A 26,397-nucleotide genomic window follows, 5' to 3' on the forward strand; every position below is an offset into this window, starting at 1 on the left:
AAGGGAACCGGCGATGTTCTCCTGCACGACCGACGACCAGCCGCAGGTCGGCTGCCTGTGCCATCAACCTGGGATCCAGAACCTCTCTCGGCGGATCGGCGCGGACCTGTCGCGGCGGGGCTTGGTCGCCGGCGCGGCGGCGTCGCTCGCCGCTCTGGGCATTTCCGGCGTCGCCCAAGCACAGTCCGCCGCCCCGGCGCGGCCAATCGTGCTCACCAATTTCCGGCTGTTCGACGGCAGGAACGCCCAGCTGCGCCAGAACCAGCGGCTACGGGTGGTCGGCGGCCGGATCAGCGGGCTCGCCGGCGGCGCGACCGGCGCCCCGGACGGCGCCGAGGTGATCGACTGCGGCGGGCGGGTGCTGATGCCCGGCCTGATCGACGCGCACTGGCACACGCTGTTCGCCGGCCTGTCGATGCAGCAGCTTATGGGCGGCGACGTCGGCTTCATTCATCTGGCCGCGGCCGCCGAAGCCGAGCGCACGTTAATGCGCGGCTTCACGACGGTGCGCGATCTCGGCGGACCGGTGTTCGCCTTCAAGCAGGCGGTGGACCAGGGCCTGGTCGTGGGCCCGCGGATCTATCCGTCCGGCGGCATGATCACCACCAGCGGCGGTCACGGCGACCTGCGGCCGCTGGACGAGGTGCCGCGTCAGGCGGGGTTGGCCGGCCCCACCGAGCGGATCGGCGGCAACTTCCTGGCCGACAGTCCGGAAGAGCTGCGGCTGCGGGTGCGCGAGATGCTGCTGCAGGGCGCCTCGCAGATCAAGCTGGTCGGCGGCGGCGGCGTGTCGTCCCCGCGCAGTCCGCTGGACATGTCGACCTTCAGCGTCGACGAGCTGCGCGTCGGCATCGCGACGGCCGCTGACTGGAACACCTACGTGACCGTCCACGCCTACGCGCCGGAGACCATCCAGCGAGCGCTCACGGCCGGCGCGCAGTGCATTGAGCACGCCCACCTGATGGACGACGCGATGGCGCGGATGATGGCGGACAAGGGGGTGTGGCTGAGCACCCAGCCGTTCCTCTCCGATGCGGACTCGTTGCCGCTGACCGGGCCGAGCCGCGTGGCCCTCGAGCAGGTCATCGCCGGCACCGACAACGCCTACCGGCTGGCGATCAAGCACCGGGTGAAGGTCGCCTGGGGATCGGACATGCTGTTCTCCCCGGTCATGGCCGCGCGCCAGAACATCATGCTGACCCACCTGACGAGGTGGTATTCCAACGCCGAGATCCTGACGATGGCGACGGCGACCAACGCCGAACTGCTGGCGATGTCGGGACCGCGCAATCCCTATCCGGGCAAGCTCGGCGTCATCGAGGACGGGGCGCACGCTGACCTGCTGGTGGTCGACGGCGATCCGCTGACCAACATCGCCATCCTGGAGACCCCGGAGAAGAGCCTCGGCCTGATCATGAAGGGTGGGAAGATCTTCAAGAACACCCTGGCCCCGCGGGCCTGAGCCCTCGTTCTGCGCGGAATGGACAAGCGCCGGCGGCATCTGCGCTTGTCCAGAGGTCCGCCGCGCCATCAACATTCCCGGCGATTGATCGAGGGGAGACAGCATGCGGCTTGCCGGCAGGGTGGCGTTCGTCACCGGATCATCGCGCGGCATCGGCGCGGCGATCGCCCTGAAACTGGCCGCCGACGGCGCCAGGCTGGTGCTGCATGCGCGCGGCGATCCGGCGCGGGCGCAGGCGGTCGCCAGGCAGATCCGCGACCAGGGCGGCGTGGCCGACGTCGTGCTCGGCGACCTGACCGACGGCGAGACCGCGGCGCGGGTGGTGCGCGACGCGTTCGCCGTCCACGGCGCGCTCGACATCCTGGTGTGCAACGCCGGCGGCGGCGAACCGGGACTGGCGGTCGATAAGAGCGTTGCGGCGATCGACCGGATCCTGGCGCTGAACCTGCGCGCGGTGATCCTGTCGACCATCGAGTTCGCCCGGCTGACCCAGAGCCCGCACGGGCGGGTGGTGCTGATCTCCTCCGGCTCCGCGACGCATCCGGCCTATGGCGCGACCATCTATGCCGCCGCCAAGGCGGGCGCCGAGGCCTTCGTCCGCTCGGTCGCGCAGGAGTTGGGCGAACGCGGCATCACGCTCAACACGGTGGCGCCCGGCACCACCCGCACCGAGATGATCGAAGGCCACACCTGGCCGGAGAAGATCCCCAAATGGGCGGCGCTGAAGCGCATCGGCGAGCCCGAAGACATCGCCGACATCGTCGCCTTCCTGGCGTCCGACGAAGCCCGCTGGCTGACCGGCGTCACCCTGGCGGCGAACGGAGGGCTGATCACCACCGCGGCGAACATCCTGGCGCACGACCGCTAGGCGAGGGGGCGCGGGGGCGGGTAGGGCGACACACGCCCCGATTGCTGGTCAGAGTTCGAAAGAACGCGGTTCTATAAAACTTGGCTGTGAAACGGCCTCATCGGGAGCCGCCGGTCCAGCCAGGAAGCGAATGGGACTGCCATGAAGACCCTGATGCGCGGCGCCGTGCTGGCTGCGGCCCTGCTGACCCTGAGCTCCGGCCTGGCGAACGCCCAGACCGCCGATCGGGTCTACGACAACGGGCCGGTCTGGGTGATCAGCTATGTCGAAACCAAGCCCGGGATGTTCGACGACTACATGGCCTACCTGGGCAGCAAGTGGCGGCAGCTGAACGAGGCCGACAAGCAGGCCGGACGCATCCTCGACTACAAGGTGCTGGCCGTCGCCTCGCCGCGGGACAACGAGCCCGACGTGCTGCTGATGATCGAGTATCCGAACATGGCCGCCTTCGACCGGCCGCTGGCCGAGAGCGAGGCGACGATGTCGACGGTCTTCGGCAGCGTCGTGAAGAGCAACCAGGCCTTTGCGTCCCGCGACTCGCTGCGGACCAATCGCGGCGAAGTGCTCGCCCGCGAGATGAAGTTCATCAAGTAAACCGGCCCCCCTCCGCCTATGGGCGGAGCGGGAAGGGCGCCGCCTGCACGTCGAAGTTCCCGCACGAAAATGTGCAAAGGTGTGACTGGTCATCGCCCGGACGCCTGTGCACTCTGACGCCTGAGGATGGAGAGAGTACTTGCGCGCTGCGGAGGCGCGTGGGGAGGCGTTTTCGCTGCTTTCAATCTCATTAAATCAATAGATATCCAGTCACCGGAGCAACTGCGCAAGCAGATCTCTGCTGATCTTTCGGTGTCGGCCGAAAATGTGCGCCCGCTATCGATGGTTATTTCCGAAACCTGCAGAAGGTCCAGGTCCATGGCTGATATTGCACGCCCGTCGGCCGGTGATGCGGCCGCCATTCGCCCGTTTCAGGTGAACGTGCCGGAGGCGGAGCTTGTCGAACTGCGCCAGCGCATCAGCGCGACCCGATGGCCGGACCGGGAGACGGTCGCCGACACGTCGCAAGGCGTGCAACTCGCGACGATGCGCAAGCTCGCCGACTATTGGGCGACGCAGTACGACTGGCGCCGCTGCGAGGCGCGGCTCAATGCCTATCCGCAGTTCATCACCCAGATCGACGGACTGGACATCCATTTCATCCACGTCCGGTCGAAGCATGAGAACGCCTTGCCGGTCATCGTCACCCACGGGTGGCCAGGCTCGATCATCGAGCAGCTCAAGATCATCGAGCCGCTGACCAATCCGACCGCGCACGGCGGCAATGAAGCGGACGCTTTCCACGTCGTGATCCCGTCGATGCCGGGCTACGGATTCTCCGGAAAGCCGACGACGACGGGCTGGGATACGCAGCGGATCGGGCGGGCGTGGAACCTGCTGATGAAGCGTCTCGGCTATGAGCGCTATGTCGCACAGGGCGGTGATTGGGGCGCGCTCATCGTCGATGTGATGGGCGTCCAGGCGCCCCCGGAACTGCTCGCCATCCATACCAACATGGCCGGCGCCGTCCCGCCCGAGATCGACAAGGCGGCTTTTGTCGGGGCGCCGCCGCCGTCTGACCTCTCAGCCGAGGAAAAGGTCGGATACGATCACCTCACCGATTTCTACCAGCATGGTCTGGCCTACGCCCAGGAGATGGGGAATCGGCCGCAGACGCTCTACGGGATCGCCGATTCACCGGTCGGGCTGGCGGCCTGGATCGCCGACCATGACATCCGCAGCTACCAGCTCATCGCCCGTGTGTTCGACGGCGTGTCGGAGGGGCTGACCCGCGATGACATCCTCGACAACATCACTCTCTACTGGCTGACGAACACGGCGCTCTCCGCGGCGCGTCTGTACTGGGAGAACAAGCTGGGCTTCGTCGCTCCGAAGAACGTCACCGTCCCGGCCGCCGTGAGCGTCTTCCCCGACGAGATCTACACGGTGTCGCGGGACTGGGCGCAGCGGGCCTATCCCAAGCTCATCCACTACAACCGGTTGCCGAAGGGCGGGCATTTCGCAGCCTGGGAACAGCCGAAGCTGTTTTCCGAAGAGGTGCGCGCCGGGTTCAAACCGCTGCGCGCCGATTTCGGGGGCGCACACGCCGCCTGAAAAGTCCGCCGCCTCAGACGGGGTCGCAGGTGACTTGCGCACCATGCAGTTCATAGCCCTTGACCGCCTCGAACCAACCGATCGTCGGCGGCGTGGCCAGGCGAAGGCCGGGAACGCGGAATAGCCGGTCGAGGAAATAGCGGGTTTCCTGGAGGGCGACCTGGCTGCCGGGGCAACGGTGCGCGCCTTCGGCGAAGCTCAGCCAAGCCGGCGGCTTCTTCATCCGCTTGGCGCGGCTGTCGTCGAACGCGAAGGGACAGGCGCCGACGACGGCCTCGTCGGTGTTCACGCCGCGGATGTCGATCGCGTAGATTTCGCCCGTCTTGACCTGTTCGCCGTTCGGGCCGGTCCAGTCGGCGGTCGCGCGGCGATGGAGCATGCCCGCCACCGGCTCCAGCCGCAGGACCTCGTAGAGGATGCCCAGCTGTTCGGTCTCGTCGCCGTCGAGGAAGCGCGCGCAGACCTCCGGCCGTTCGAACAGATACCAGGCGGCGGCGACGATGAACTCGCGCGTGGTCAGCATGCCGGCGGTTGCGTAGGTCATGCACTCGATCAGGATGGCCTGGTCGGTGTAGCCCTCCTGGACCAGCTTGGAGATCACGTCCTCGCGCGGCTGCGCCTTGCGCGCCCGGATCGCTGGCTTGACGTCCTTGTTGAAGAATTTGAGCACGCGATAGGTCTGCATAGCCTTCGCCCAGCGGGCTTGAAGGGCGCCGCGCGGGCGGTTGCTCATGGCGATGAATTGCAGCCGGATGCGCTGCGCCATCTCATCGGGGTTGGTCTCGGTCAGGCCGACCACTTCCGCGGCGACTTCGACCGCCATCTGGAAGCTCATCATGTCGAGCGGCTTGCGTCCGCCGCGCTGCAGGTCGGCGATCAGCCGATCCATGACCCGCTCCATGACGGGGTGATAGCGCTGCTCGATCGCCTCCGACTGGAAGTAAAGCGAGACCTGAATGCGCTTCTTCTTGTGGATCTCGCCGTCGAGGAAGAAGAACGAAACCTGGTCTGGGTTCGACATATCCATGTGCTCGGCGCCCGCGCCGGCCTGAAACATCGTCTTGTTGCGCAGGATTTCGCGCGCGAACACGTGGTCGGTGACGACCTTGGCGTGGGGGTAGCTCGGCTTGACCATCTGGCGCGCCAGGGCCGCGGTCTTTCGCTCGTCCGCGCCGTGCGCCACCGGGCAGCCGCGCGCCGTGGAGTGGGGCGTCACGCCCGCATCCCGATCGGTCACGTCTACCATGGCAGCTCTCCTCGATGAGCACGCTCGCGGCGGCTGCAGCCCACGCTATTGAATGGTCATTCACTAATCTAGTGTTCCGCCCTGTCAACGGGTGATGCTAGGCGAGGGGGATGACCGACGCGCCGAAGCGCAGGACGCGCAACATCGCCGAGAAGCGGGCCCGCATCATTGCGGCGGCGCAGATCCTGTTCACCCAGAAGGGCTATTCCCAGGCGAGCATCAAGGAGATCGCGGACCACGCCGAGGTCGCCGCCGGCCTTGTCATCAAGCATTTCGACAGCAAGCTGAAACTGTTCGAGGCGGCGCTCATCGCGGCGCTGGCGCATTCGAATATCGACGCGTCAGACAAGGCTGGGTTTGGCATGCGCCTGGCGGAAGTCGTCCTGAACAAGGAGACCAAGGTCGTCTTCCCAGCCATGGTCATGCTGTCCATCGAGGACGAGGAAGCCCGCCGGGTGGCGATGGCGGTGTTCCGTGAACACGGCATGAAGCCGACGGAACGCTGGCTTGGCGGCGCGCTGGCGGCCGAGCGCGCCGTCTACATCAACCTGCTGGGCGTGACCTTGTCGCTGCTCGACCGCCTGTTCGGTCCGGAATTGCAGGCCGACCTGGAGTTTCCGCCGGTGCAATGGATCGTCGAGTCGATCCAGCGGGCGGTGGATGTCGGCGAGACCGATCCTCAGGATTGAAGCGGCGGGGCCGCCATTGGGCGTTGTCTACGCCGGTTAGAGATGTCGCGGTTTGCGCCGATTAGAAATGTCAGGGCAGGGGCGTCTGGTGTCGGCCGACGGGCGGGCGCGCAGCCCACAACCCGCGCAGCGGCCGACCGCCCGGCCGGCGCACCGGAGATCATGACGGCGGGTTTTCCGAAGCGCGCCGGCAGGCGCGCGAGGCACGTAGCCGGACCTGTCAGGCGGAGGTCTGTTGAGCCTCGACGACAGACCTGGCGATCTCCTCCGAGGTGCGATCCAGTAGATCACATTGGATTAGGCGGGCGCTTCCATCAGCCGTCGTGATTTTCAGCTGCTCAGGTCGCCCAGTTAACCGGTCGCGCGGTCGAGAAGTGACGGTCGAGATCTCTCGCAGCGCGATCTCGAATGGTCGCCATTGCCGCGAGATCAAGATCCCACCTCGGATGAGGAGCGCTGCGCTATCTGACCGCGAGCGCCGATACGCGCGAGCATAGGGGGCGATCTTGTACATCACCCAAGCGGTTACTGCTGCGCACACGAAGACGTTCATCTCGTATCGCAGAATGACTGACCTTACGTACTCGTCGGGGTGAGCGATCTGCCAGGCCAAGGCGACCGTCGCGGCAGCTCCAACAACTGCCCAAGCAGAGAGAAGCAAAATAGCTCGTCTGGCTTTCGGTCTGGAAAAGCGCGCGATCGATTGGCCGTCGGAGTTGGCATCATGCTCAGGCATTTCGAGAGTCGTAAGGCGCGACCTTAAGCTGTGCAACGTTGCGAGCGTTCACTCGACGCCGAACATGTGCCCAGTCTGGTCGCGGCGCTTCGGCGCCTTGCAGCTGCGCGCCGGCGGCGGCTGGGTGTCCTGATAGGCCTTGATCATCTCCAGCAGCGAGCCCAGCCGCTTGTTCTCGACGACGGCGGCCTGGTTGACCTTCCGGATCTTGTCGAAGGTGCGGTAGGCGAGCTCCTCGCCCTGGTAGCGGATGGCGATCCGGCCGTCGGGATAGTCGACGACGGTCACCCGCTTGCCGATCGCCGATTGCGCGGTCTCCGATGGCTCCACGATGAACAGCACCTTGTCGTACTGCAGGGTCAGCGACTGGGAGAGGGTGCGTTCGACCTGCCAGGTGAACTCGTCGTCCAATTGGTCGCGCGGCGACATCGGCCGGTGCAGATCCTTCGGATTGGCCGGGACCTTGCCGAAGCGGGTGTTGTAGTCGGCGACGAAGCCCGGGAGGAACGCGTTGCCCTCGGCGATCGTGCTGATGGCGGCCAGCCGCAGCTCCTTCACCAGCCGGTCCTGCAGCGTCTTGTTGGCCCGCTCGACGCGGCCCTTCGCCTGACTGGAGTTGGCGCAGATGATCTCGATGTTCATCTTGCTCAGCGCCCGGCCGAACTGGGTCATCGCGTCGCCGCTGACGCCGGGCTTGCTGACGCGGAACACCGAATGCCGGTCGCTGTAGAACGCCACCGGCTTGCCGTGCGCCTCGAGGTAGGTCCGGGTCGCGGCGAAGTAGGCGAAGGTCGACTCCGACTCGACGAACTGCAGGTGCATCAGCCGGCTGGTGGCGTCGTCGATGAACACCAGCAGCGTGCACTTCGGCCCGCGGGCCTCGAACCAGCGGTGCTCGGAGCCGTCGATCTGCACCAGCTCGCCGACGCAGTCGCGCCGGTAGCGCGGCTGGTAGATCTTGCGCCGCCGCTTGGCGCGCGCGTCCCACAGGCCTTCGGCGATCATCCAGGCGCGCAGCGTCTCGCGTGAGACGGTGATGTCGTGCAGCTCCAACAGCTTCTCCGCCGCCAGCGTCGGGCCGAAATCCGGGTAGCGCGCCTTGATGATGTCGATCGCCGCTTGCCGCACGTCCGCCGGCGTCTTGCGGTTGCTCGGCCGGCCGCGCTTCTTCGAGACGATCCCGTCAGCGCCGCGCAGCCGGTAGGCCTTCAGCAGCCGCCAGACCTGGCGCTCGCTGAGGCCCAGCACGCCGGCCGCGGCGCGCACCGGCAATCGCTCGGCGTCTACGTCGCGCAGCACCTCGAACTTCGACAGCTCCGCATCGCTCATGATCCGCACCGCCATCGACGCCGTCTCCCAGCCAAGCTTGGAGGGAGGCTGACGTCTCTAATTTGCACGGCACTGACATTTGCACTTTGCGGTGTGGGTTCCAGGCGAAGTGCAACGGGGGCAGGGGACCGGACGGCGGGCGGGCGCGGAGCCCCACGCCGCGCAGAGCCCGACCGCCGTCCGCCGCACAGATGGATCAGCTTCGATCTTCGCTTCGAGCGCGCCGGTAGGCGCGCGAGCACGTAGAAGCGACACCGAAGGTGGCTCGCCCAGGTGTCGCTCGGGGTGGCGGATGTTGACTGGGCTGACAGCTCCGCCATGTTGAATCCAACATGCGCGCGCGAGTTGTCATTGGTTGGATGGTCGTTGTGGCAGCGATAGCCGCCACGTTGGTTACTGTCTCTGCCCTAAGACTTCCCGACACAAAGCTGTTCGCAGATTTCGGGAAACAGGAGAGCGACGTTGCACGCGCCGAACTGCTTCGGAAAAGAGTGTATTCCCGTTATCGCGTAGGCGGTCCTGAGGGCGACCTGCCCGCTTACCTAAAAGCACAGGGGATGGACGTAGATCGTCACATCGTCCCAGGTGCCGAGAACCCCGTTTTTGGCATGGCTCGGACGGAGCACGGCATCGGGATCTGCAATAGGCAAGCCTTGATAACTTGGCGCGTAACCCCCACAGGCAAGTTGAAGGAGCTAACCGTAAGCTACGGGGCAGACAATTGCCTCTGAAGGCCGCAGATCGCCGACCGAAGACTGCCAGACCGTCACTGCTCAGGGCTAGATGGTGGCGCCTTACAATCGAGCATCGAGGAGAATGCCTCCGCAGGAGTTCTGTAGCCGAGGCACTTGCGAGGCGTTGCGTTCATCCGCGCTGCTAATGCGCGCAGATCGGCGGTGCTGCGGGCCGAAATGTCTGCATCCAGCGGCAGGAAGCGCCTGAGGCGGCCGTTGGTGTTCTCGACAGAACCCTTCTGCCAGGGCGCTTGGGGCGCACAGAAGTAGGCGTCCATTCCGAGCGACGTTTTCAGGGCGGGGTAAGCGGCGAACTCGGTGCCGCGGTCGAAGGTGACGGTTCGCCGCGCGCCAGCAGGGAGGCCGCCGAGTTCCTCGGCCAGGCCGTTCATGATGGGCTTGGAGTGCCGGCTCGGCTGGACTCTCAGGACAGTGAACCGCGTCTGGCGCTCGACGATCGAGAGCACATTCCGCTGCCCGTGCGCCTTGCGGAACATCACCAGATCGCCCTCCCAGTGACCGAACGAGCTCCGCGCGGCGATCTCGGCCGGACGCTCGGCGAAGGTGTTCTCGAGCGGGATCTGCATGCCGCGGGGCTTCCGCGCGTAGCGCCGCCGGCGACGTCGACGGCGGCTCGGCAGCAACTGACAGAGATTCTGCGCATGCCCGAGCTCGCTGTAGACGAACTGATAGATGGTCTCGTGGCTGATCCGGCGGGCGCCGTCAGCCTCGCGTCGAAGGCGGCCGGCGATTTGTTCCGGCGACCAGGCTTGCTGCAGACGGGCGATGACGTACCGCGCCAGGTCTGGGTCCTGATGCAGCTTGCGCCGGCGGATGCGGCGCCGATCCGTGCGCGACTGGGCAGCTTGAGGAAAGTAGCCGCGCAGCCACGGCCCGTCGTCATGCCAATTGCGCCGGATTTCCCGGTGGATGGTCGAGCGGTGTCGGCCGAGCCGCTCGGCGATCCGCGGCACGGACATCTTCGCTTCGCGCAGCTGGAAAATCAGCTTGCGCTCATCCAAGGTGAGGTGGTCGTAGCGTTCGCCCACAGCCGGATCCGTCCCCGAGACAACCCGCTGAAAAGCTTGGCAGGTCGCACTTGGAAATGGAATCCACCCGGCTACAGGCGTTGTCTACGCCGGTTAGAGATGTCGCGGTTTGCGCCGATTAGAAATGTCAGGGCAGGGGCGTCTGGTGTCGGCCGACGGGCGGGCGCGCAGCCCACAACCCGCGCAGCGGCCGACCGCCCGGCCGGCGCACCGGAGATCATGACGGCGGGTTTTCCGAAGCGCGCCGGCAGGCGCGCGAGGCACGTAGCCGGACCTGTCAGGCGGAGGTCTGTTGAGCCTCGACGACAGACCTGGCGATCTCCTCCGAGGTGCGATCCAGTAGATCACATTGGATTAGGCGGGCGCTTCCATCAGCCGTCGTGATTTTCAGCTGCTCAGGTCGCCCAGTTAACCGGTCGCGCGGTCGAGAAGTGACGGTCGAGATCTCTCGCAGCGCGATCTCGAATGGTCGCCATTGCCGCGAGATCAAGATCCCACCTCGGATGAGGAGCGCTGCGCTATCTGACCGCGAGCGCCGATACGCGCGAGCATAGGGGGCGATCTTGTACATCACCCAAGCGGTTACTGCTGCGCACACGAAGACGTTCATCTCGTATCGCAGAATGACTGACCTTACGTACTCGTCGGGGTGAGCGATCTGCCAGGCCAAGGCGACCGTCGCGGCAGCTCCAACAACTGCCCAAGCAGAGAGAAGCAAAATAGCTCGTCTGGCTTTCGGTCTGGAAAAGCGCGCGATCGATTGGCCGTCGGAGTTGGCATCATGCTCAGGCATTTCGAGAGTCGTAAGGCGCGACCTTAAGCTGTGCAACGTTGCGAGCGTTCACTCGACGCCGAACATGTGCCCAGTCTGGTCGCGGCGCTTCGGCGCCTTGCAGCTGCGCGCCGGCGGCGGCTGGGTGTCCTGATAGGCCTTGATCATCTCCAGCAGCGAGCCCAGCCGCTTGTTCTCGACGACGGCGGCCTGGTTGACCTTCCGGATCTTGTCGAAGGTGCGGTAGGCGAGCTCCTCGCCCTGGTAGCGGATGGCGATCCGGCCGTCGGGATAGTCGACGACGGTCACCCGCTTGCCGATCGCCGATTGCGCGGTCTCCGATGGCTCCACGATGAACAGCACCTTGTCGTACTGCAGGGTCAGCGACTGGGAGAGGGTGCGTTCGACCTGCCAGGTGAACTCGTCGTCCAATTGGTCGCGCGGCGACATCGGCCGGTGCAGATCCTTCGGATTGGCCGGGACCTTGCCGAAGCGGGTGTTGTAGTCGGCGACGAAGCCCGGGAGGAACGCGTTGCCCTCGGCGATCGTGCTGATGGCGGCCAGCCGCAGCTCCTTCACCAGCCGGTCCTGCAGCGTCTTGTTGGCCCGCTCGACGCGGCCCTTCGCCTGACTGGAGTTGGCGCAGATGATCTCGATGTTCATCTTGCTCAGCGCCCGGCCGAACTGGGTCATCGCGTCGCCGCTGACGCCGGGCTTGCTGACGCGGAACACCGAATGCCGGTCGCTGTAGAACGCCACCGGCTTGCCGTGCGCCTCGAGGTAGGTCCGGGTCGCGGCGAAGTAGGCGAAGGTCGACTCCGACTCGACGAACTGCAGGTGCATCAGCCGGCTGGTGGCGTCGTCGATGAACACCAGCAGCGTGCACTTCGGCCCGCGGGCCTCGAACCAGCGGTGCTCGGAGCCGTCGATCTGCACCAGCTCGCCGACGCAGTCGCGCCGGTAGCGCGGCTGGTAGATCTTGCGCCGCCGCTTGGCGCGCGCGTCCCACAGGCCTTCGGCGATCATCCAGGCGCGCAGCGTCTCGCGTGAGACGGTGATGTCGTGCAGCTCCAACAGCTTCTCCGCCGCCAGCGTCGGGCCGAAATCCGGGTAGCGCGCCTTGATGATGTCGATCGCCGCTTGCCGCACGTCCGCCGGCGTCTTGCGGTTGCTCGGCCGGCCGCGCTTCTTCGAGACGATCCCGTCAGCGCCGCGCAGCCGGTAGGCCTTCAGCAGCCGCCAGACCTGGCGCTCGCTGAGGCCCAGCACGCCGGCCGCGGCGCGCACCGGCAATCGCTCGGCGTCTACGTCGCGCAGCACCTCGAACTTCGACAGCTCCGCATCGCTCATGATCCGCACCGCCATCGACGCCGTCTCCCAGCCAAGCTTGGAGGGAGGCTGACGTCTCTAATTTGCACGGCACTGACATTTGCACTTTGCGGTGTGGGTTCCAGGCGAAGTGCAACGGGGGCAGGGGACCGGACGGCGGGCGGGCGCGGAGCCCCACGCCGCGCAGAGCCCGACCGCCGTCCGCCGCACAGATGGATCAGCTTCGATCTTCGCTTCGAGCGCGCCGGTAGGCGCGCGAGCACGTAGAAGCGACACCGAAGGTGGCTCGCCCAGGTGTCGCTCGGGGTGGCGGATGTTGACTGGGCTGACAGCTCCGCCATGTTGAATCCAACATGCGCGCGCGAGTTGTCATTGGTTGGATGGTCGTTGTGGCAGCGATAGCCGCCACGTTGGTTACTGTCTCTGCCCTAAGACTTCCCGACACAAAGCTGTTCGCAGATTTCGGGAAACAGGAGAGCGACGTTGCACGCGCCGAACTGCTTCGGAAAAGAGTGTATTCCCGTTATCGCGTAGGCGGTCCTGAGGGCGACCTGCCCGCTTACCTAAAAGCACAGGGGATGGACGTAGATCGTCACATCGTCCCAGGTGCCGAGAACCCCGTTTTTGGCATGGCTCGGACGGAGCACGGCATCGGGATCTGCAATAGGCAAGCCTTGATAACTTGGCGCGTAACCCCCACAGGCAAGTTGAAGGAGCTAACCGTAAGCTACGGGGCAGACAATTGCCTCTGAAGGCCGCAGATCGCCGACCGAAGACTGCCAGACCGTCACTGCTCAGGGCTAGATGGTGGCGCCTTACAATCGAGCATCGAGGAGAATGCCTCCGCAGGAGTTCTGTAGCCGAGGCACTTGCGAGGCGTTGCGTTCATCCGCGCTGCTAATGCGCGCAGATCGGCGGTGCTGCGGGCCGAAATGTCTGCATCCAGCGGCAGGAAGCGCCTGAGGCGGCCGTTGGTGTTCTCGACAGAACCCTTCTGCCAGGGCGCTTGGGGCGCACAGAAGTAGGCGTCCATTCCGAGCGACGTTTTCAGGGCGGGGTAAGCGGCGAACTCGGTGCCGCGGTCGAAGGTGACGGTTCGCCGCGCGCCAGCAGGGAGGCCGCCGAGTTCCTCGGCCAGGCCGTTCATGATGGGCTTGGAGTGCCGGCTCGGCTGGACTCTCAGGACAGTGAACCGCGTCTGGCGCTCGACGATCGAGAGCACATTCCGCTGCCCGTGCGCCTTGCGGAACATCACCAGATCGCCCTCCCAGTGACCGAACGAGCTCCGCGCGGCGATCTCGGCCGGACGCTCGGCGAAGGTGTTCTCGAGCGGGATCTGCATGCCGCGGGGCTTCCGCGCGTAGCGCCGCCGGCGACGTCGACGGCGGCTCGGCAGCAACTGACAGAGATTCTGCGCATGCCCGAGCTCGCTGTAGACGAACTGATAGATGGTCTCGTGGCTGATCCGGCGGGCGCCGTCAGCCTCGCGTCGAAGGCGGCCGGCGATTTGTTCCGGCGACCAGGCTTGCTGCAGACGGGCGATGACGTACCGCGCCAGGTCTGGGTCCTGATGCAGCTTGCGCCGGCGGATGCGGCGCCGATCCGTGCGCGACTGGGCAGCTTGAGGAAAGTAGCCGCGCAGCCACGGCCCGTCGTCATGCCAATTGCGCCGGATTTCCCGGTGGATGGTCGAGCGGTGTCGGCCGAGCCGCTCGGCGATCCGCGGCACGGACATCTTCGCTTCGCGCAGCTGGAAAATCAGCTTGCGCTCATCCAAGGTGAGGTGGTCGTAGCGTTCGCCCACAGCCGGATCCGTCCCCGAGACAACCCGCTGAAAAGCTTGGCAGGTCGCACTTGGAAATGGAATCCACCCGGCTACAGGCGTTCTTCGCCTAAGGAAGATTATCGGAAATATTGGATCGGGCTGTGGCGGCGGCGTGAGCTCAATCTGGTTGGGCTTTAACGGCGATTCTGACCGATTGGAACGCAGTGACCACGACTTCTCAGCATCGGCCGATATGAGATGATCATGTGCGCGGATCGTCGGGCGGATAGGCTTCAACTCGACGTCGCAGCGGTCTAATTTCTCAGCTGCAATACGACAGGACAGCGCGTGCCGGCCAACCTCAGTCTCTCCGATTCCGCGCCGACGGCGCTCGACCCGGCCGACTACCAATCGTTGGGCGAATTTCGGCGTGCGATCCGCGACTTCCTGGCGTTCAGCGAGGAAAGCGCCCGCGAGCAGAGCGTGACGTCGCAGCAGCATCAGGCGCTGCTGGCGATCAAGGCGCACGTCGGTCCCGAGCCGATGAGCATCGGCGAACTGGCCGACAGCCTGCTGATCAAGAACCACAGCGCCGTCGGGCTGGTCGCCCGGCTGGTGGAGCGCGGCCTGGTCAGCCGCCACAGCTCGGCGGCCGATCGTCGGCGCGTTCTGCTCGCCCTCGAGCCGCGTGGCGAAGACGCGCTGGCGCGAATTTCGCATAACAATCTGCGCAAGCTGGCGATGACCGCCAAGAGCCTGCGGCGGGTGCTCAACATGCTGCGCAAGCTGGAGACGGCCCAGCACGCCAAGGCCGAGCCGGAAGAGTCCGAGGCCTCGGCCTAGGCGGTCGCGGTCGGCGGCAGCGCAATTTCGCCGCGGGCGATGCGCTGCAGGGTCTCGACGAAAAAGCCCGGCTCGGCGGCGCGGACCCGCGCCTCCAGGTCCTCCGGCGTGTCGCCCGGCTCGACCGGCACGGCCTTTCGCGCGACCGGCGCGCCGTGGTCGTAGTCCTCGTCGACCAGGTGGATGACGATGCCGCTCGCCGGCACGCCGGCGGCCAGAACCGCCTCGTGGACGCGCCGGCCGTACATCCCCTCCCCGCCGAACTCCGGCAGCGGGCCGGGGTGGATGTTGAGGATCCGGCCGGCGTAGCGCGCCAGGGTCGCCGGCCCCAGTCGGCGCAGATAGCCGGACATGACGATCAACTCGACGCCGTGCTCGGCCATGGCCGTGGCGATCTTCGCGTCGGCGGCGGCCGGATCGGCCTGGGTCGGGATACAGAGCGTCGGGATCGACTGCTCCCGGGCGAACTCCAGCGCCGCGGCGCTCTTGTTGTTGGAGATCAGCAGCCGCACTTCGCCTGGCAGGTCGCCCGCCGCCAGGGCGGCGGTGATGGCGCGGGCGCTGGAGCCCGATCCGGACGCCAGGAAGCCGATCTTGAGGGATTGGGAACTCAAGGGAACTCCGCTCCGAGCTGATGTTCCAGGCGCAAGCCGTCGTAGGCCGGCTCGACGCCCGGAGGAAGCTCGGCGGCGAGCTTCGCATAATCCATGTCGATGTGCATGTTGGTGAGGATCGCCCGGCGGGGCTTGGCCCGCTCGATCCAGCCCAATGTCCGCTCCAGATGCGCGTGCGTCGGGTGCGGCCGGTAGCGCAGCGCGTCGACGATCCAGACGTCGAGGTCCTGGAGCGCAGCGAACGCCGCATCGTCGAGGTCGACCAGGTCGCTGGAATAGGCCACGCCGCCGAACCGGTAGCCGACCGAGCGCACGGCGCCGTGGTCCTGGTCGAAGGTGACCACCGGGATCGGCCCGGACGGTCCGTCGATCTGGAACGGCGCGCCGTGCGCCGGCAGCGGCTTGGCCTCGCAGATCGCCGGATAGCCGGCTTCGCCTTCGAAGATGTAGCCGAAGCGCTGCATCATGGTGGCGTGGGTCGCCGCATCCATATGGGTGTGGATGCGCTGCCCGCGCTGGCGCAGGAAGAAGGCGCGCACATCGTCGAGGCCGTGCACCTGGTCGGCGTGATCGTGGGTCAGCAGCACCGCGTCCAGCCGCTTGACGCCGGCGTGCGCGCTTTGCAGCCGGAAGTCGGGCGAGGTGTCGACGATCACCGTGGTCTCGCGCTCGGGCCCCTCCCCCTTACGCCGCACCAGCATCGAGCAGCGCGAGCGATGGTTCTTCAGGTCGGCCGGATCGCACGCGCCCCATTCGCCGTCCGCCCGCGGCACGCCGCCGGACGAGCCGCAGCCGAGGATGGTGATCTCCAGCGCCCCGGTCATGGGCGCGGGATCCGGTCGAAGACGGCGAAGAAGGCGTCCTCGGTGCGGGCTTCGGCTTCCTGGAGGCTCCAGCCGCGGATCTCGGCGAGCTTCTCCAGCACCTGGGGCAGCATGGCCGGCTCGCAGCGGCGGCCGCGGAACGGTACCGGCGCCAGATAGGGGCAGTCGGTCTCGACCATGATGCGCTCCGCCGGCATGTCGCGGATCAGCGCCCGGACGTCCTCGGCGGCCTTGAAGGTGGCGATGCCGGAGACCGAGAACCAGGCACCGAGCGCCGCCGCGCGCCGCGCCAGCTCCGCGCCGGAGGTGTAGCAGTGCATCAGGATGCGGAACGGCCCTTTGGCGTATTCCGTCTCCAGGATCTCGGCCATCACCGCGTCGGCCTCGCGGGTGTGCACCACCAGCGGCAGGCCGGTCTCGCGCGCCGCCGCGACGTGAGCGCGGAACACCGTCGCCTGGATATCGCGCGGGCTGAGGTCGTAGTGGAAATCGAGGCCGCACTCGCCGATGCCCACCACCCGCGGGTCGGCCGCCAGGTCGATCAGCGTCTGGGCCGAGAGCTCCGGATGTTCCTGGGAATAGTGTGGATGGGTGCCGACGGTGCACCAGATGTCCGGGTGCTGGGCGACCAGCCGCACGGCCGGAAAGTTCGACACCTTGTCGGAGATGTTGAGCATCAGCCGCACGCCGGCGGCCAGGCTGCGGGCGATCACCGCTTCGCGGTCCTCGTCGAATTGCGGCGCGTGCAGGTTGACGTGGCTGTCGATCAGCATGGGGGTCCGAATGGCGCTGCGGTCAGGCCCGGGCGGCCTGGCGCAACTCGATAAGCGCGGCGAACAGCGCGTCGGTTCGGTCCAGGTTGAGGCCCTCGACCTCCCGCGGCAGGCGTTGCAGCGTCTCCCACGCCTGGGCCCAGCGATCAAGCGCGCCCATCCCCTGCGCCGCGCGATCGGCGACCATGCCGTGCACTCGCTCGGCGAGGCGGTCGAACAGCAGGTTGAACTTGGCCTGGCCCTCGGCGCCCTTGAAGCGGTCGGCCAGCGAGAGCGCGAAGGCCTCGTCGACCCGCGGCAGGTCGGCCAGCAGTTCGCGGGCGGCGTCGTCGAACGCGATGGCGTCGGCGGCGGCCAGCTGCAGCGCCTTGCCCGGCGCGCCGCCGGACATCCGCGCCAGCCGCAGGGCGGCCTCGTCGCTGACGTCGGTGCGGCTCTGGACGAAGGCTGCGGCGGTCTCCAGGCCGAGCGGCGCGAACGCCAGCCTGCGGCAGCGCGAGCGGATGGTGGAGAGCAGCCGCCCCGGCGAATGCGAGACCATGAACAGCACGCCCTTCGGCGGCGGTTCCTCCAGCGTCTTCAAGAGCGCATTGGCGGCGTTGACGTTGAGGTCGTCGGCCGCATCGATAATCGCCACCCGGTGCGGGGCCGAAGCCGGCGACTTGGAGAAGAACTCCGAGAGCTTACGCGCGTCGTCCACCGGGATGACCTTGCGCGGCTTGCCGTCGTCGCCAATCCGCTCGAGCACCAGCAGGTCGGGATGGGCCCGGCCCATCACTTGGCGGCTGACTGGATGCTCGGGATCGACGCCGAGCAGGCCGAACTCGCGATCGGCCGGCGCGCCGAGCAGCCGGCGCGCCGCGCGATAGGCGAAGGTCGCCTTGCCGACACCTTCCGGGCCAGTCAGCAGCCAGGCGTGGTGCAGCCGGCCGCGGCCGCGAGTATCCTCGAACGCGGCTTCAGCCGCCTCCTGGCCCTGCAGCTCGAAGACTTCGCGCGGGTGCGGGACTTCCAGCTCAGCCATGGACGGCGAGCCGGGTTTCGACGGCCGTCCAGACGGCGGCCTCGACCGCGTCCATCGATCCGGTGGCGTCGATCAGGATGCAGCGTTGGGGCTCGGCGCGGGCGATCGCCAGGAAGCCGTCGCGCAGCCGCTGGTGGAAGGTCAGCCCCTTGGATTCGAAGCGCATCTCGCCGCCGCGCACCTGGGCCCGCTCCAGCCCGGTCTCGGGCGGGATGTCGAAGATCAGCGTCAGGTCCGGCCGCGCCTCGCCGAGCACCTGGGCCTCCAGCGCGGCGATCAGCGCCGGATCGGTCCCGCCGCCGGCGCCCTGGTAGGCGCGGGTGGAGTCGGCGAAGCGGTCGCAGACCACCCAGGCGCCGCGAGCCAGCGCCGGGGCGATCACCCGCTCGATATGGTCGCGGCGGGCGGCGTACATCAGCAGCGTCTCGGTGACCGGGCTCCAGCGGTCGGCGGCGCCGTTCAGCACCAGCTCGCGGATCGCCTCGGCGCCGGGCGAGCCGCCGGGCTCGCGGGTGGCGACGACCTCCAGGCCAAGGCCGCGCAGCCGCTCGGCCAGCCGCTTCAGCTGGGTCGACTTGCCGGCGCCCTCGCCGCCTTCCAAGGTGATGAACCGCCCGCGCGTCACAGGCGCAACATGGCCGGTTCGTTTCAGAAGTCCAGCGCCGGAACGCCCGACTCCTCCCCGTCATCCCGGACGGCCTGGAAGGCCGATCCGGGACCCAGGGGGATTGCGCACCGCCCCTGGGTTCCGGCTCTGCGCTACGCTCCGGCCGGGATGACGGAAATTTGGTGATTTGGGAGGATCTGGGTCAGTACGGCCCGGTCACCCGGGCCTCGCCGAAGCCGGCGTCGGCCACCCGCTGGCGCAGGTTGTGGGCCTGCAGCTCGTCCTGCGGCCCGGCCAGCACGACCCGATAGAGGGTGACGCCGTCGCGCTCGACCGGCTCGACCACGGCCTCGCCCATGCTGGCCAGGCGGGCGGCGGCGCGGCGGGCGCGGCCTTCCTCACTGAAGGCGCCGGCCTGGATCCGGTACGAGGGGCCGGCGGCGCTCGGTGCGGCCGGCATCGCCGGCAGAATCTGCAGGCGGCGCGGAGTCGCGGGCGGGGCCGGCGCGCCGGTGAAGGCCGCCTGCTCCTCATAGCGCCGATCCGGGTAGGTCGGCGCCGGCGCCCGGCGCGGCGGGCGCCGCGCGCGCGGTCTGCACCGGTTGCGGGGCCGCCGGCCTGGCCCGCGCCACCCGCACCCCGGCGTCGCGGCCGAGCAGCGGCGCCGGGCCGACATAGCGCACGCGGACCCGGGCCACGCCCTGGCGCTCCAGCCCGAGCTGACGGGCGGACTCCCGCGACAGGTCGATGATGCGGTTGTCGACGAACGGCCCGCGGTCGTTGACCCGCACCCGCAGCTTGCGGCCGTTGGCCAGGTTGGTGACCTCGACGATCGACGGCAGCGGCAAGGTGGTGTGCGCCGCGGTCAGCGCGTTCATGTCGAAGATCTCGCCGTTGGCGGTCGACTTCAGGTGGAAGGCGTCGCCGTACCAGGAGGCCATGCCGACCTTGTCATAGTCCGGCTGCTCGCGCGGCACGTACCAGACGCCGCCGACCTGATAAGGCTTGCCGACCTTGTAGCCGCTGGCCGAGGGCTTCGCCGGCGGGGTCCTGTCGACGGTCGCGCAGGCCGCCAGCGAGCCGGCGGCGACCGCGATCAGAGCCATGCGCCGCGCGCATCGTGCGTGTTGCATGGAAAGCCCCTCGCCCGTTGACCGGATATCTCCGGCCGAGCCTAGGGCGCGCGGCTTGCTTCAAGGTTAACCAGACGTTGCAGTGGAGCGCGCCGCCGACGCTTGCTATAGGCGCTGGGCGCGCCGCGCATGCGGGCGGGTGGCCGAGTGGTTTAAGGCAGCGGTCTTGAAAACCGCCGTGGGTGTGAGCCCACCGTGGGTTCGAATCCCACCCCGCCCGCCAAGTTCGTTCGAATCCCCCGCCCGCCATGTCCCGCGAGAACGGGCAGGCTTGGCGCTGTCGTTCAGCCCGGGTGGGCTAGGGTCAGCAGATACGCCAGCGCCAGCGGCGTCAGCACGATGGCTTCGAGCAGGGCGACCACGTAGAGGCCGGCGAGCACCCGCGCACCTTTACGCCAATTGCGCACGGCGCCCGCCGCCAGCGGCCCGGAGATCGGGCCAAGCGCGACGTAGGCGGTCCATGCAAGTGCGCGTCTCATGCGGTGAAGCTAACGGCTGGGCGGGGTTGTCGTTCACGGCTTCCGCGGAATCTTGCATCCGGCAGGTCAAGTGTTAGTGCCGAGCAGGTCGCACGAAAAAGCCCCCGCCTTTCGGCAGGGGCTGATCCGAACGCCGATGGGCGCGTCGGGCTAGAACCGCTGCGCGCCGTCCAGGCGGATGGTGGTGCCGTTCAGGAAGTCGTTGTCGACGATGTGCGCGGCGAGGATGCCGTACTCGTCGGGATCGCCCATCCGCTTGGGATTGGGGACCAGCTTGCCCCAGCGCTCCTGCGCCTCCTCCTGGCTCATCTTGCCGTAGGCGAAGGTGTAGAAGGTGCCGGGCGCGATCGCCATCGAGCGGATGCCGAGCGGCGCCAGGTCGCGGGCCATGGTCAGGGTCATGCCGATGATCCCGCCCTTGGCCGCCGAGTACGGCACCTGGCCGGGCTGGCCTTCGAAGCCGGCGATCGAGGCGGTGTTGATGATCACCCCGCGCTGGCCCGAGGCCAGCGGCTCGTTGGTGGCCATGACTTCCGCGGCGTAGCTGGAGGCGCAGAAGGCGCTGCTCAGGAAGACGTGCACCTGCTGGGTGAAGTGCGCCATCGACAGGCGCTTGCCTTCGCGGTTGATCGTCCGGCCGCCGGCGTCGGGCGGCGGCGGGCCGCCATGCACAATCACCGCCGCGCGCAGCGGGCCGATGTTGGCGGCGGTCTCGACGGCCTTGGCGATCGAGGCTTCGTCCATGATGTCGGTGCGGACGTAGACCGAGCCGTTGCCGAGCTCCTTGGCCAGCGCCTCGCCGCGTTCGTCAGCGACGTCAGCGATGACGACGCGGGCGCCTTTCTCAGCCAGCCGGCGCGCGGTCGCGCCGCCGAAGCCGCCGGCGCCGCCGGTCACCAGAACCGAGGCGTTCGTCAGGTCCATCAGATCCTCCCATTCGAGTCGCGGCGCACTATCAGCCGAAAACGTCGGCGCGCGCTACTCGCCTGTCGCACGCGGGCGCCTATGATGGGGCGATGACCGTCCCTCCCCCGCCCGAGACGCTTTCGCCCATGGACCGGCTGCTGGCCATCATGGCCCGGCTGCGCGATCCCGAGACCGGCTGCCCCTGGGACCAGGAGCAGACCTTCGCCACCATCGCCCCCTACACGGTCGAGGAGGCCTACGAGGTGGCCGACGCGATCGAGCGCGGCGACCTCGCCGACCTGAAGGACGAACTCGGCGACCTGTTGCTGCAGGTGGTGTTCCATTCCCGGATGGCCGAGGAGCAAGGCGCCTTCGCCTTCGAGGATGTGGCGCAGGCCGTGAACGCCAAGATGATCCGCCGCCATCCGCACGTCTTCAGCACCGAATCCTACGGCTCGCTGGCCGAGCAGAAGGCGGGCTGGGAGACGCTGAAGGCCGAGGAACGCGGGGCCAAGGGCCGCGCGGCCAGCCTGCTGGACGACGTGCCGGTCGGCCTGCCGGCGCTGACCCGGGCGGTGAAACTGTCCAAGCGGGCGGCCCGCGTCGGCTTCGTCTGGCCCTCGGTGAAGGAGGTCATGGAGAAGCTGCACGAGGAGGTCGCCGAACTGGAGGAAGAGCTCGCCGCCGGCGATGTCGAGAAGGCCCGCCAGGAGATGGGCGACGTGCTGTTCGTGGTCGCCAACCTCGCCCGCACCCTGGACGTCGATCCGGAGGACTCGCTGCGCTTCGCCAACGCCAAGTTCGCCCGGCGTTTCCGCTACATCGAGGCCCAGCTCGCCGAGCGCGGCAAGACCCCGGACGATTCCAACCTCGCCGAGATGGATGCGCTCTGGGACGAGGCGAAGGCGGCGGAGAAGCAGGCCTAGCCTGCACCTCCCCGCGAAGCGGCGGGAGGGGGACCGCGCGCCGAGCGAAGCGAAGAGCGCGGGGTGGAGGGGGCGAGCCGCCGGCGCGGCGCGTCCGCTCCAAGTTGAATTTCCGCTTTCGATACGGTTCGGCTCTGCGCGCCGCTTGCCCCCTCCACCAGTCGCCTTCGGCGACTGGTTCCCCTCCCCCGCTGTCGCGGGGGAGGTAGGAGTCACTGCGCCTTCACCTGCGCGTTCGGGAACAGCTGCTCGAACTGGCCCATCGCCTGGGCCGAGAGGCTGACGGCCAGGCGCACGCCGCCGTCCTCGAAGGTCTCCCGCTCCAGCACCCGGCCGTTGCGGTAGAGCCAGGCGACGGCCGCGCCGTCGGCGGCGCTGACCCGCACCTCGACCGGCGGGGCCTCGTCGACCAAGCCGGCGACCGCCTGCAGCAGTTCGGGGCAGCCCTCGCCGGTCGCCGCCGAGACCAGGATCGCTGGCGGGTGCGCCCGGCGGGCGTCGCCGAGCAGCGCCTCGCGCTGGTCTTCCGGCAGCAGGTCGGCCTTGTTCCAGACCTCGAGGATGCGGCGCTCCTCCATGTCGACCTCGAGCCGCTTGAGCACGCTGCGGACGTCCTCGGCCTGGGCGTCGCTCTCTTCCGAGGCGATGTCGCGTACGTGCAGGACGACGTCGGCCTCGCGCACCTCCTCCAGGGTGGCGCGGAACGCCTCGACCAGTTCGTGCGGCAGGTCGGAGATGAAGCCCACGGTGTCGGACATGATCGCCGGCCGGCCGTCCGGCAGCTTCAGCGCACGCAGGGTCGGATCGAGGGTCGCGAACAGCAGGTCCTCGGCCTGCACATCCGACTGGGTCAGCCGGTTGAACAGCGTCGACTTGCCGGCGTTGGTGTAGCCGACCAGCGCCACCACCGGGTACGGCACCCGCTTGCGGGCCGAGCGCTGCAGGGTGCGGGTGCGGCGCACCTCGGTCAGCTCGCGCTTCAGCTTGCCGATCTTCTCCGCCAGCAACCGGCGGTCGGTCTCGATCTGGGTTTCGCCGGGACCGCCCATCACGCCGAAGCCGCCGCGCTGGCGTTCCAGGTGGGTCCAGGTGCGCACCAGGCGCGAGCGCTCGTAGGTCAGCCGGGCGAGCTCGACCTGCAGCCGACCTTCGCGCGTACGGGCGCGACGGGCGAAGATCTCCAGGATCATCCCCGTGCGGTCGACCACCTTGGCCTTCCAGGCCTTCTCGAGGTTGCGCTGCTGCACCGGCGTCAGCGCATCGTCGACGACGACGACGTCGGCCTCGCGCGCCTCGACCAGGTGGCCGATCTCCTCGACCTTGCCTTTGCCGAACAGGGTGGCAGGCGTGAGCTTGCGCAACGTCGCGACGAGGGCCTCGCGCACCTCGAGGTCGAGCGCTACGGCCAGGCCGCAGGCTTCCTCCAGGCGCGCGTCCGGCCCGCGTGACGTGCCGCGGCCTTCGCGATCGGGATGGATGACGAGGGCGCCTTGGACCGGCGCCCCGCGGTCAACGAATTTGGTTGGACTCAATCGTTGTCGTCTTCGGCCGGCTCATACAGCTGCACAGGCTGCGCCGGCATGATGGTGGAGATGGCGTGCTTGTAGACGAGCTGCGATTGCCCGTCCCTGCGGAGCAGAACGCAGAAGTTGTCGAACCAGCTCACGACGCCCTGCAACTTGACCCCGTTGACGAGGAAGATGGTCAGCGGCGTCTTGGATTTGCGCACGCTGTTCAGGAAGGTGTCCTGAAGGTTCTGCTTCTTCTCGCTCATTGGCTTTCCGCCTCTTATTGATAGCCGGGCGGCCACACGCCGCCCACACACGCACAGTCACGCTAAGCAAGGTTTGGTCGCGCGCGCAATCGCGCGCGTTGATTAGACGGCCCCGGCCCGCACGCGCTCGATATAGAGGCGTCGCAGCTTCGTCGCCAGCGGTCCTGGCGTTCCGTCGCCGACGCGGCGGCCGTCGACCGCCACGACCGGCAGCACCAGCGCCCCGGCCCCGGTGATGAAGACCTCTTTCGCCGCGCTCGCCTCGGCCGGGGTGAACGGCCGTTCGTCGACGGCGAGCCCCTCGCCGGCGATCACCTCCAGCAGGGTGTGCCGGGTGATGCCGCGCAGGATGTTGGCGTTGGTGTCGCGGGTTCGCAGCCGGCCGTCGGTGTCGACGATCCAGGCGTTGGACGAGGCGCCTTCGGTGACGAAGCCCAGTTCGTCGACGAACCAGGCCTCGGCGGCGCCGGCCTCCTTCGCCTTCTGCTTGGCGAGCGCATTGGGCAGCAGCCCTACCGTCTTGATGTCGCAGCGGCCCCAGCGGTTCTCCGGCGTGGTCACCACTCCGACGCCCTTGGCGGCCTTGGCCTCGGCGGCGGCGCGGTCGATCGCTTTCACGGTGATGACGACCGCGGGGCGGACCTCGTCGCCGGGGAAGGCGTGGTCGCGCGGGGCGACCCCGCGGCTGACCTGCAGATAGAGCAGCCCGTCCCGCACCCGGTTGCGCCGCACGGCCTCGCGCAGCACCAGGGTCAGCGCCCGCCGGCTCATCGGCATGGCGATGCGCAGCTCTTCGAGGCTGCGCTCCAGCCGGGCGAAGTGGCCCTCGGCGTCGGCCAGCTTGCCGTCGAACAGCGACCAGACCTCGTAGACCGCGTCCGCCAGCTGATAGCCGCGGTCTTCGATGTGCACCACGGCCTGGCCGTGCGGGACGAAGCGGCCGTTCACATAGGCGATACGCCCCATCAACCGACCTCTTCTTCCAGCGTCCGTCCGCTGGTCAGGCCGAGTGACTTCAGTTTGCGGTGCAGCGCCGAGCGCTCCATGCCGATGAAGGCCGCGGTGCGCGAGATGTTGCCCGAGAAGCGCAGCATCTGGGCGTTGAGATACTCGCGCTCGAACACCTCGCGAGCCTCGCGCAGCGGCAGGGCGATGATCCGCTCGGCCCCCAGCGAGGTCGAGTGCTGGTTCACTGCCGCCTCGGCCGGCAGCATCTCGGCGGTGATCGGCTCGGATGGCGCGCCGGAGGCCAGGATCAGCATCCGTTCGATGTTGTTGCGCAGCTGGCGCAGGTTGCCCGGCCAGGCGCGCACCTGCAGGGCCGCCAGCGCGTCGTCGGCCAGCAGGCGCCGCGGCATGCCGGTCGCCTCGCAGATCCGGTTGATGAAGTAGTCAACCAGTTCGGGGATGTCCTCGCGCCGCTCGGAGAGGCCCGGGACGTTCACTGGCACCACGTTCAGCCGATGGAACAGGTCCTCGCGGAAGCGACCCGCGGCGATCTCCTCGCGCAGGTCGCGCGAGGTCGAGGAGACGACGCGGACATCCACCTGCACGTCGGAGTCGCCGCCGACCCGGCGGAAGCGCTGCTCGACCAGGACCCGCAGGATGCGGCTCTGGGTCTCGCGCGGCATGTCCACGACTTCGTCGAGGTAGAGGGTGCCGGCGTGGGCCCGCTCGAAGACGCCGATCTTCGCCGTACGGCCGCCGGCGCCCTCCTCGCCGAACAGTTCGACATCCATGCGCTCCGGCGTCATGCCGGCGGCGCCGATGGCGACGAACTCGCCGCGAGCGCGGGGCGAGCCGGTATGGATCAACCGCGCCACCGTCTCCTTGCCGGCGCCAGGCGGGCCGGAGATCAGCACCCGGCTGTTCGCCGGGGCGAGCTTGGCGATCGTCTGGCGCAACTGCTGGGCGGCCATCGAGCGGCCGATCAGCCCTTCCGGCGTGATCGCCTGGGCCCGCAGCCGGCGGTTCTCGCGCCGCAGGTTGGTGGCTTCCAGCGCCCGCTCGACGACCAGCATGAGCCGATCGGACTTGAACGGCTTTTCGAGGAACTCGTAGGCCCCGCGCTTGATCGCCGAGACGGCGGTTTCAATGTTGCCGTGGCCGGAGATCATGATCACCGGCAGGTCGGCGTCCAGCGCCTTGACCAGGTCGAGCAACTCCAGCCCGTCCATGCCGCCGCCAGCCATCCAGATGTCGAGGATCAGCAGCGCCGGTTTGCGCGCGCGTACCGCGGCCAGCGCCTCCTCGGAGTTCGCCGCCGTACGGACCGAATAACCTTCGTCGGAGAGGATGCCCGCAACCAGATCGCGGATGTCGGCCTCGTCGTCGACCACCAGAATGTCAGACGCCATGCAACTAATC

25 protein-coding genes and 1 tRNA gene are annotated in these 26,397 nt (G+C 68.0%); 8 read left to right on the plus strand and 18 right to left on the minus strand.

The window, feature by feature from the left end; all coding sequences use genetic code 11:
- Positions 1-13 precede the first annotated feature (13 nt).
- The 4 genes from ACSQ14_RS09650 (at position 14) to ACSQ14_RS09665 (ending at position 4,478) form a co-directional block, all read left to right on the plus strand.
- Positions 14-1,462, plus strand: a complete 1,449-nt coding sequence (locus tag ACSQ14_RS09650) for an amidohydrolase family protein (RefSeq protein ID WP_436012092.1) — start codon at positions 14-16, stop codon at positions 1,460-1,462.
- Positions 1,463-1,565: 103 nt separating this feature from the next.
- Positions 1,566-2,330 (plus strand): SDR family NAD(P)-dependent oxidoreductase, encoded by a 765-nt coding sequence (locus ACSQ14_RS09655; RefSeq protein ID WP_436012094.1) that lies wholly within the window; start codon positions 1,566-1,568, stop codon positions 2,328-2,330.
- A gap of 141 nt (positions 2,331-2,471) precedes the next feature.
- Entirely contained in the window at positions 2,472-2,924 is a 453-nt protein-coding gene (locus tag ACSQ14_RS09660) for a hypothetical protein (protein ID WP_436012096.1), read from the plus strand.
- Positions 2,925-3,242: 318 nt separating this feature from the next.
- On the plus strand, positions 3,243-4,478 hold the full coding sequence (locus ACSQ14_RS09665) for an epoxide hydrolase family protein (protein ID WP_436012098.1): 1,236 nt from the start codon (positions 3,243-3,245) through the stop codon (positions 4,476-4,478).
- Positions 4,479-4,491: 13 nt separating this feature from the next.
- Here the strand turns inward: ACSQ14_RS09665 and ACSQ14_RS09670 are convergent, their stop codons facing one another.
- Positions 4,492-5,724, minus strand: a complete 1,233-nt coding sequence (locus ACSQ14_RS09670; RefSeq protein ID WP_436012100.1) for a cytochrome P450 — start codon at positions 5,722-5,724, stop codon at positions 4,492-4,494.
- 110 nt (positions 5,725-5,834) lie between these two features.
- Here ACSQ14_RS09670 and ACSQ14_RS09675 point away from each other — a divergent pair, with 110 nt between their 5' ends.
- Complete coding sequence (locus tag ACSQ14_RS09675; RefSeq protein ID WP_436012102.1) at positions 5,835-6,413, plus strand: helix-turn-helix domain-containing protein; 579 nt, start codon at positions 5,835-5,837, stop codon at positions 6,411-6,413.
- A 784-nt stretch (positions 6,414-7,197) separates the two neighbouring features.
- On the opposite strand, the gene ACSQ14_RS09680 is transcribed toward ACSQ14_RS09675, so the two are convergent.
- The 4 genes from ACSQ14_RS09680 to ACSQ14_RS09695 form a co-directional block, all read right to left on the minus strand.
- On the minus strand, positions 7,198-8,493 hold the full coding sequence (locus ACSQ14_RS09680) for an ISNCY family transposase (protein ID WP_436012104.1): 1,296 nt from the start codon (positions 8,491-8,493) through the stop codon (positions 7,198-7,200).
- 751 nt (positions 8,494-9,244) lie between these two features.
- On the minus strand, positions 9,245-10,261 hold the full coding sequence (locus ACSQ14_RS09685; protein WP_436012106.1) for an IS30 family transposase: 1,017 nt from the start codon (positions 10,259-10,261) through the stop codon (positions 9,245-9,247).
- An 841-nt stretch (positions 10,262-11,102) separates the two neighbouring features.
- Positions 11,103-12,398 (minus strand): ISNCY family transposase, encoded by a 1,296-nt coding sequence (locus ACSQ14_RS09690; RefSeq protein WP_436012104.1) that lies wholly within the window; start codon positions 12,396-12,398, stop codon positions 11,103-11,105.
- A 751-nt stretch (positions 12,399-13,149) separates the two neighbouring features.
- Positions 13,150-14,166 (minus strand): IS30 family transposase, encoded by a 1,017-nt coding sequence (locus tag ACSQ14_RS09695; RefSeq protein WP_436012106.1) that lies wholly within the window; start codon positions 14,164-14,166, stop codon positions 13,150-13,152.
- A gap of 309 nt (positions 14,167-14,475) precedes the next feature.
- Between ACSQ14_RS09695 and ACSQ14_RS09700 the strand changes: the two genes are divergently transcribed.
- The gene (locus tag ACSQ14_RS09700) at positions 14,476-14,970 is read left to right on the plus strand and encodes a MarR family winged helix-turn-helix transcriptional regulator (RefSeq protein WP_436012108.1); all 495 of its coding nucleotides are present in this window, start codon (positions 14,476-14,478) and stop codon (positions 14,968-14,970) included.
- Here ACSQ14_RS09700 and purN read toward each other — a convergent pair.
- From purN to ACSQ14_RS09735, 7 genes are all read right to left on the minus strand, one after another.
- Complete coding sequence (gene purN / locus ACSQ14_RS09705; RefSeq protein WP_436012110.1) at positions 14,967-15,584, minus strand: phosphoribosylglycinamide formyltransferase; 618 nt, start codon at positions 15,582-15,584, stop codon at positions 14,967-14,969. The genes ACSQ14_RS09700 and purN overlap by 4 nt on opposite strands.
- Positions 15,581-16,408: an MBL fold metallo-hydrolase gene (locus ACSQ14_RS09710; RefSeq protein WP_436012112.1), complete on the minus strand. Its 828-nt coding sequence runs from the start codon at positions 16,406-16,408 to the stop codon at positions 15,581-15,583. The genes purN and ACSQ14_RS09710 overlap by 4 nt, the downstream gene beginning before the upstream one ends.
- Entirely contained in the window at positions 16,405-17,181 is a 777-nt protein-coding gene (locus tag ACSQ14_RS09715) for a TatD family hydrolase (RefSeq protein ID WP_436012114.1), read from the minus strand. The genes ACSQ14_RS09710 and ACSQ14_RS09715 overlap by 4 nt, the downstream gene beginning before the upstream one ends.
- A gap of 22 nt (positions 17,182-17,203) precedes the next feature.
- Positions 17,204-18,205: a DNA polymerase III subunit delta' gene (locus ACSQ14_RS09720; protein ID WP_436012116.1), complete on the minus strand. Its 1,002-nt coding sequence runs from the start codon at positions 18,203-18,205 to the stop codon at positions 17,204-17,206.
- Positions 18,198-18,830: a dTMP kinase gene (gene tmk / locus ACSQ14_RS09725; protein ID WP_436012118.1), complete on the minus strand. Its 633-nt coding sequence runs from the start codon at positions 18,828-18,830 to the stop codon at positions 18,198-18,200. The genes ACSQ14_RS09720 and tmk overlap by 8 nt, the downstream gene beginning before the upstream one ends.
- Before the next feature lie 184 nt (positions 18,831-19,014).
- Entirely contained in the window at positions 19,015-19,272 is a 258-nt protein-coding gene (locus ACSQ14_RS09730; protein WP_436012120.1) for an SPOR domain-containing protein, read from the minus strand.
- A gap of 70 nt (positions 19,273-19,342) precedes the next feature.
- Positions 19,343-19,918 (minus strand): septal ring lytic transglycosylase RlpA family protein, encoded by a 576-nt coding sequence (locus ACSQ14_RS09735; protein WP_436012122.1) that lies wholly within the window; start codon positions 19,916-19,918, stop codon positions 19,343-19,345.
- A 160-nt stretch (positions 19,919-20,078) separates the two neighbouring features.
- On the opposite strand from ACSQ14_RS09735, the gene ACSQ14_RS09740 reads away from it, so the two are divergent.
- Positions 20,079-20,168, plus strand: a tRNA-Ser gene (locus tag ACSQ14_RS09740).
- Positions 20,169-20,229: 61 nt separating this feature from the next.
- Here ACSQ14_RS09740 and ACSQ14_RS09745 read toward each other — a convergent pair.
- Entirely contained in the window at positions 20,230-20,424 is a 195-nt protein-coding gene (locus ACSQ14_RS09745; protein WP_436012124.1) for a hypothetical protein, read from the minus strand.
- 150 nt (positions 20,425-20,574) lie between these two features.
- Positions 20,575-21,348 carry an SDR family NAD(P)-dependent oxidoreductase gene (locus tag ACSQ14_RS09750; protein WP_436012126.1) on the minus strand — a complete coding sequence of 258 codons (774 nt, stop codon included), beginning with the start codon at positions 21,346-21,348 and terminating at the stop codon, positions 20,575-20,577.
- A gap of 92 nt (positions 21,349-21,440) precedes the next feature.
- Here ACSQ14_RS09750 and mazG point away from each other — a divergent pair, with 92 nt between their 5' ends.
- The gene (gene mazG, locus ACSQ14_RS09755) at positions 21,441-22,256 is read left to right on the plus strand and encodes a nucleoside triphosphate pyrophosphohydrolase (RefSeq protein WP_436012128.1); all 816 of its coding nucleotides are present in this window, start codon (positions 21,441-21,443) and stop codon (positions 22,254-22,256) included.
- A 212-nt stretch (positions 22,257-22,468) separates the two neighbouring features.
- Here the strand turns inward: mazG and hflX are convergent, their stop codons facing one another.
- The 4 genes from hflX to ntrX form a co-directional block, all read right to left on the minus strand.
- A complete protein-coding gene (gene hflX / locus ACSQ14_RS09760) occupies positions 22,469-23,788 on the minus strand; it encodes a GTPase HflX (RefSeq protein WP_436012130.1) in 1,320 nt (439 codons plus the stop codon).
- Complete coding sequence (gene hfq / locus ACSQ14_RS09765) at positions 23,785-24,030, minus strand: RNA chaperone Hfq (RefSeq protein ID WP_324086645.1); 246 nt, start codon at positions 24,028-24,030, stop codon at positions 23,785-23,787. Before hfq ends, hflX begins: the two co-directional genes overlap by 4 nt.
- Before the next feature lie 102 nt (positions 24,031-24,132).
- Positions 24,133-24,996 carry a D-amino-acid transaminase gene (locus ACSQ14_RS09770; protein ID WP_436012133.1) on the minus strand — a complete coding sequence of 288 codons (864 nt, stop codon included), beginning with the start codon at positions 24,994-24,996 and terminating at the stop codon, positions 24,133-24,135.
- Positions 24,996-26,387 (minus strand): nitrogen assimilation response regulator NtrX, encoded by a 1,392-nt coding sequence (gene ntrX, locus ACSQ14_RS09775; RefSeq protein WP_436012135.1) that lies wholly within the window; start codon positions 26,385-26,387, stop codon positions 24,996-24,998. The genes ACSQ14_RS09770 and ntrX overlap by 1 nt, the downstream gene beginning before the upstream one ends.
- Between the last annotated feature and the right edge of the window lie 10 nt (positions 26,388-26,397).

Origin of the sequence: Phenylobacterium sp. LjRoot219 (assembly GCF_964252995.1) — a bacterium.
Classification (GTDB): Bacteria; Pseudomonadota; Alphaproteobacteria; order Caulobacterales; family Caulobacteraceae; genus Phenylobacterium.

What these genes read in the sequence shown, in the direction of transcription:
- ACSQ14_RS09665 (WP_436012098.1), top strand. Translation starts at nt 3,243, where the DNA reads ATGGCTGATATTGCACGCCCGTCGGCCGGTGATGCGGCCGCCATTCGC.
- ACSQ14_RS09745 (WP_436012124.1), bottom strand. Translation starts at nt 20,424, where the DNA reads ATGAGACGCGCACTTGCATGGACCGCCTACGTCGCGCTTGGCCCGATC.
- ACSQ14_RS09715 (WP_436012114.1), bottom strand. Translation starts at nt 17,181, where the DNA reads ATGCTGATCGACAGCCACGTCAACCTGCACGCGCCGCAATTCGACGAG.
- ACSQ14_RS09730 (WP_436012120.1), bottom strand. Translation starts at nt 19,272, where the DNA reads ATGCCGGCCGCACCGAGCGCCGCCGGCCCCTCGTACCGGATCCAGGCC.
- ACSQ14_RS09680 (WP_436012104.1), bottom strand. Translation starts at nt 8,493, where the DNA reads ATGGCGGTGCGGATCATGAGCGATGCGGAGCTGTCGAAGTTCGAGGTG.
- ACSQ14_RS09660 (WP_436012096.1), top strand. Translation starts at nt 2,472, where the DNA reads ATGAAGACCCTGATGCGCGGCGCCGTGCTGGCTGCGGCCCTGCTGACC.
- ACSQ14_RS09710 (WP_436012112.1), bottom strand. Translation starts at nt 16,408, where the DNA reads ATGACCGGGGCGCTGGAGATCACCATCCTCGGCTGCGGCTCGTCCGGC.
- ACSQ14_RS09655 (WP_436012094.1), top strand. Translation starts at nt 1,566, where the DNA reads ATGCGGCTTGCCGGCAGGGTGGCGTTCGTCACCGGATCATCGCGCGGC.
- ACSQ14_RS09735 (WP_436012122.1), bottom strand. Translation starts at nt 19,918, where the DNA reads ATGGCTCTGATCGCGGTCGCCGCCGGCTCGCTGGCGGCCTGCGCGACC.
- ACSQ14_RS09650 (WP_436012092.1), top strand. Translation starts at nt 14, where the DNA reads ATGTTCTCCTGCACGACCGACGACCAGCCGCAGGTCGGCTGCCTGTGC.
- ACSQ14_RS09675 (WP_436012102.1), top strand. Translation starts at nt 5,835, where the DNA reads ATGACCGACGCGCCGAAGCGCAGGACGCGCAACATCGCCGAGAAGCGG.
- ACSQ14_RS09770 (WP_436012133.1), bottom strand. Translation starts at nt 24,996, where the DNA reads ATGGGGCGTATCGCCTATGTGAACGGCCGCTTCGTCCCGCACGGCCAG.
- hfq (WP_324086645.1), bottom strand. Translation starts at nt 24,030, where the DNA reads ATGAGCGAGAAGAAGCAGAACCTTCAGGACACCTTCCTGAACAGCGTG.
- mazG (WP_436012128.1), top strand. Translation starts at nt 21,441, where the DNA reads ATGACCGTCCCTCCCCCGCCCGAGACGCTTTCGCCCATGGACCGGCTG.
- ACSQ14_RS09670 (WP_436012100.1), bottom strand. Translation starts at nt 5,724, where the DNA reads ATGGTAGACGTGACCGATCGGGATGCGGGCGTGACGCCCCACTCCACG.
- ACSQ14_RS09720 (WP_436012116.1), bottom strand. Translation starts at nt 18,205, where the DNA reads ATGGCTGAGCTGGAAGTCCCGCACCCGCGCGAAGTCTTCGAGCTGCAG.
- ACSQ14_RS09750 (WP_436012126.1), bottom strand. Translation starts at nt 21,348, where the DNA reads ATGGACCTGACGAACGCCTCGGTTCTGGTGACCGGCGGCGCCGGCGGC.
- ntrX (WP_436012135.1), bottom strand. Translation starts at nt 26,387, where the DNA reads ATGGCGTCTGACATTCTGGTGGTCGACGACGAGGCCGACATCCGCGAT.
- ACSQ14_RS09690 (WP_436012104.1), bottom strand. Translation starts at nt 12,398, where the DNA reads ATGGCGGTGCGGATCATGAGCGATGCGGAGCTGTCGAAGTTCGAGGTG.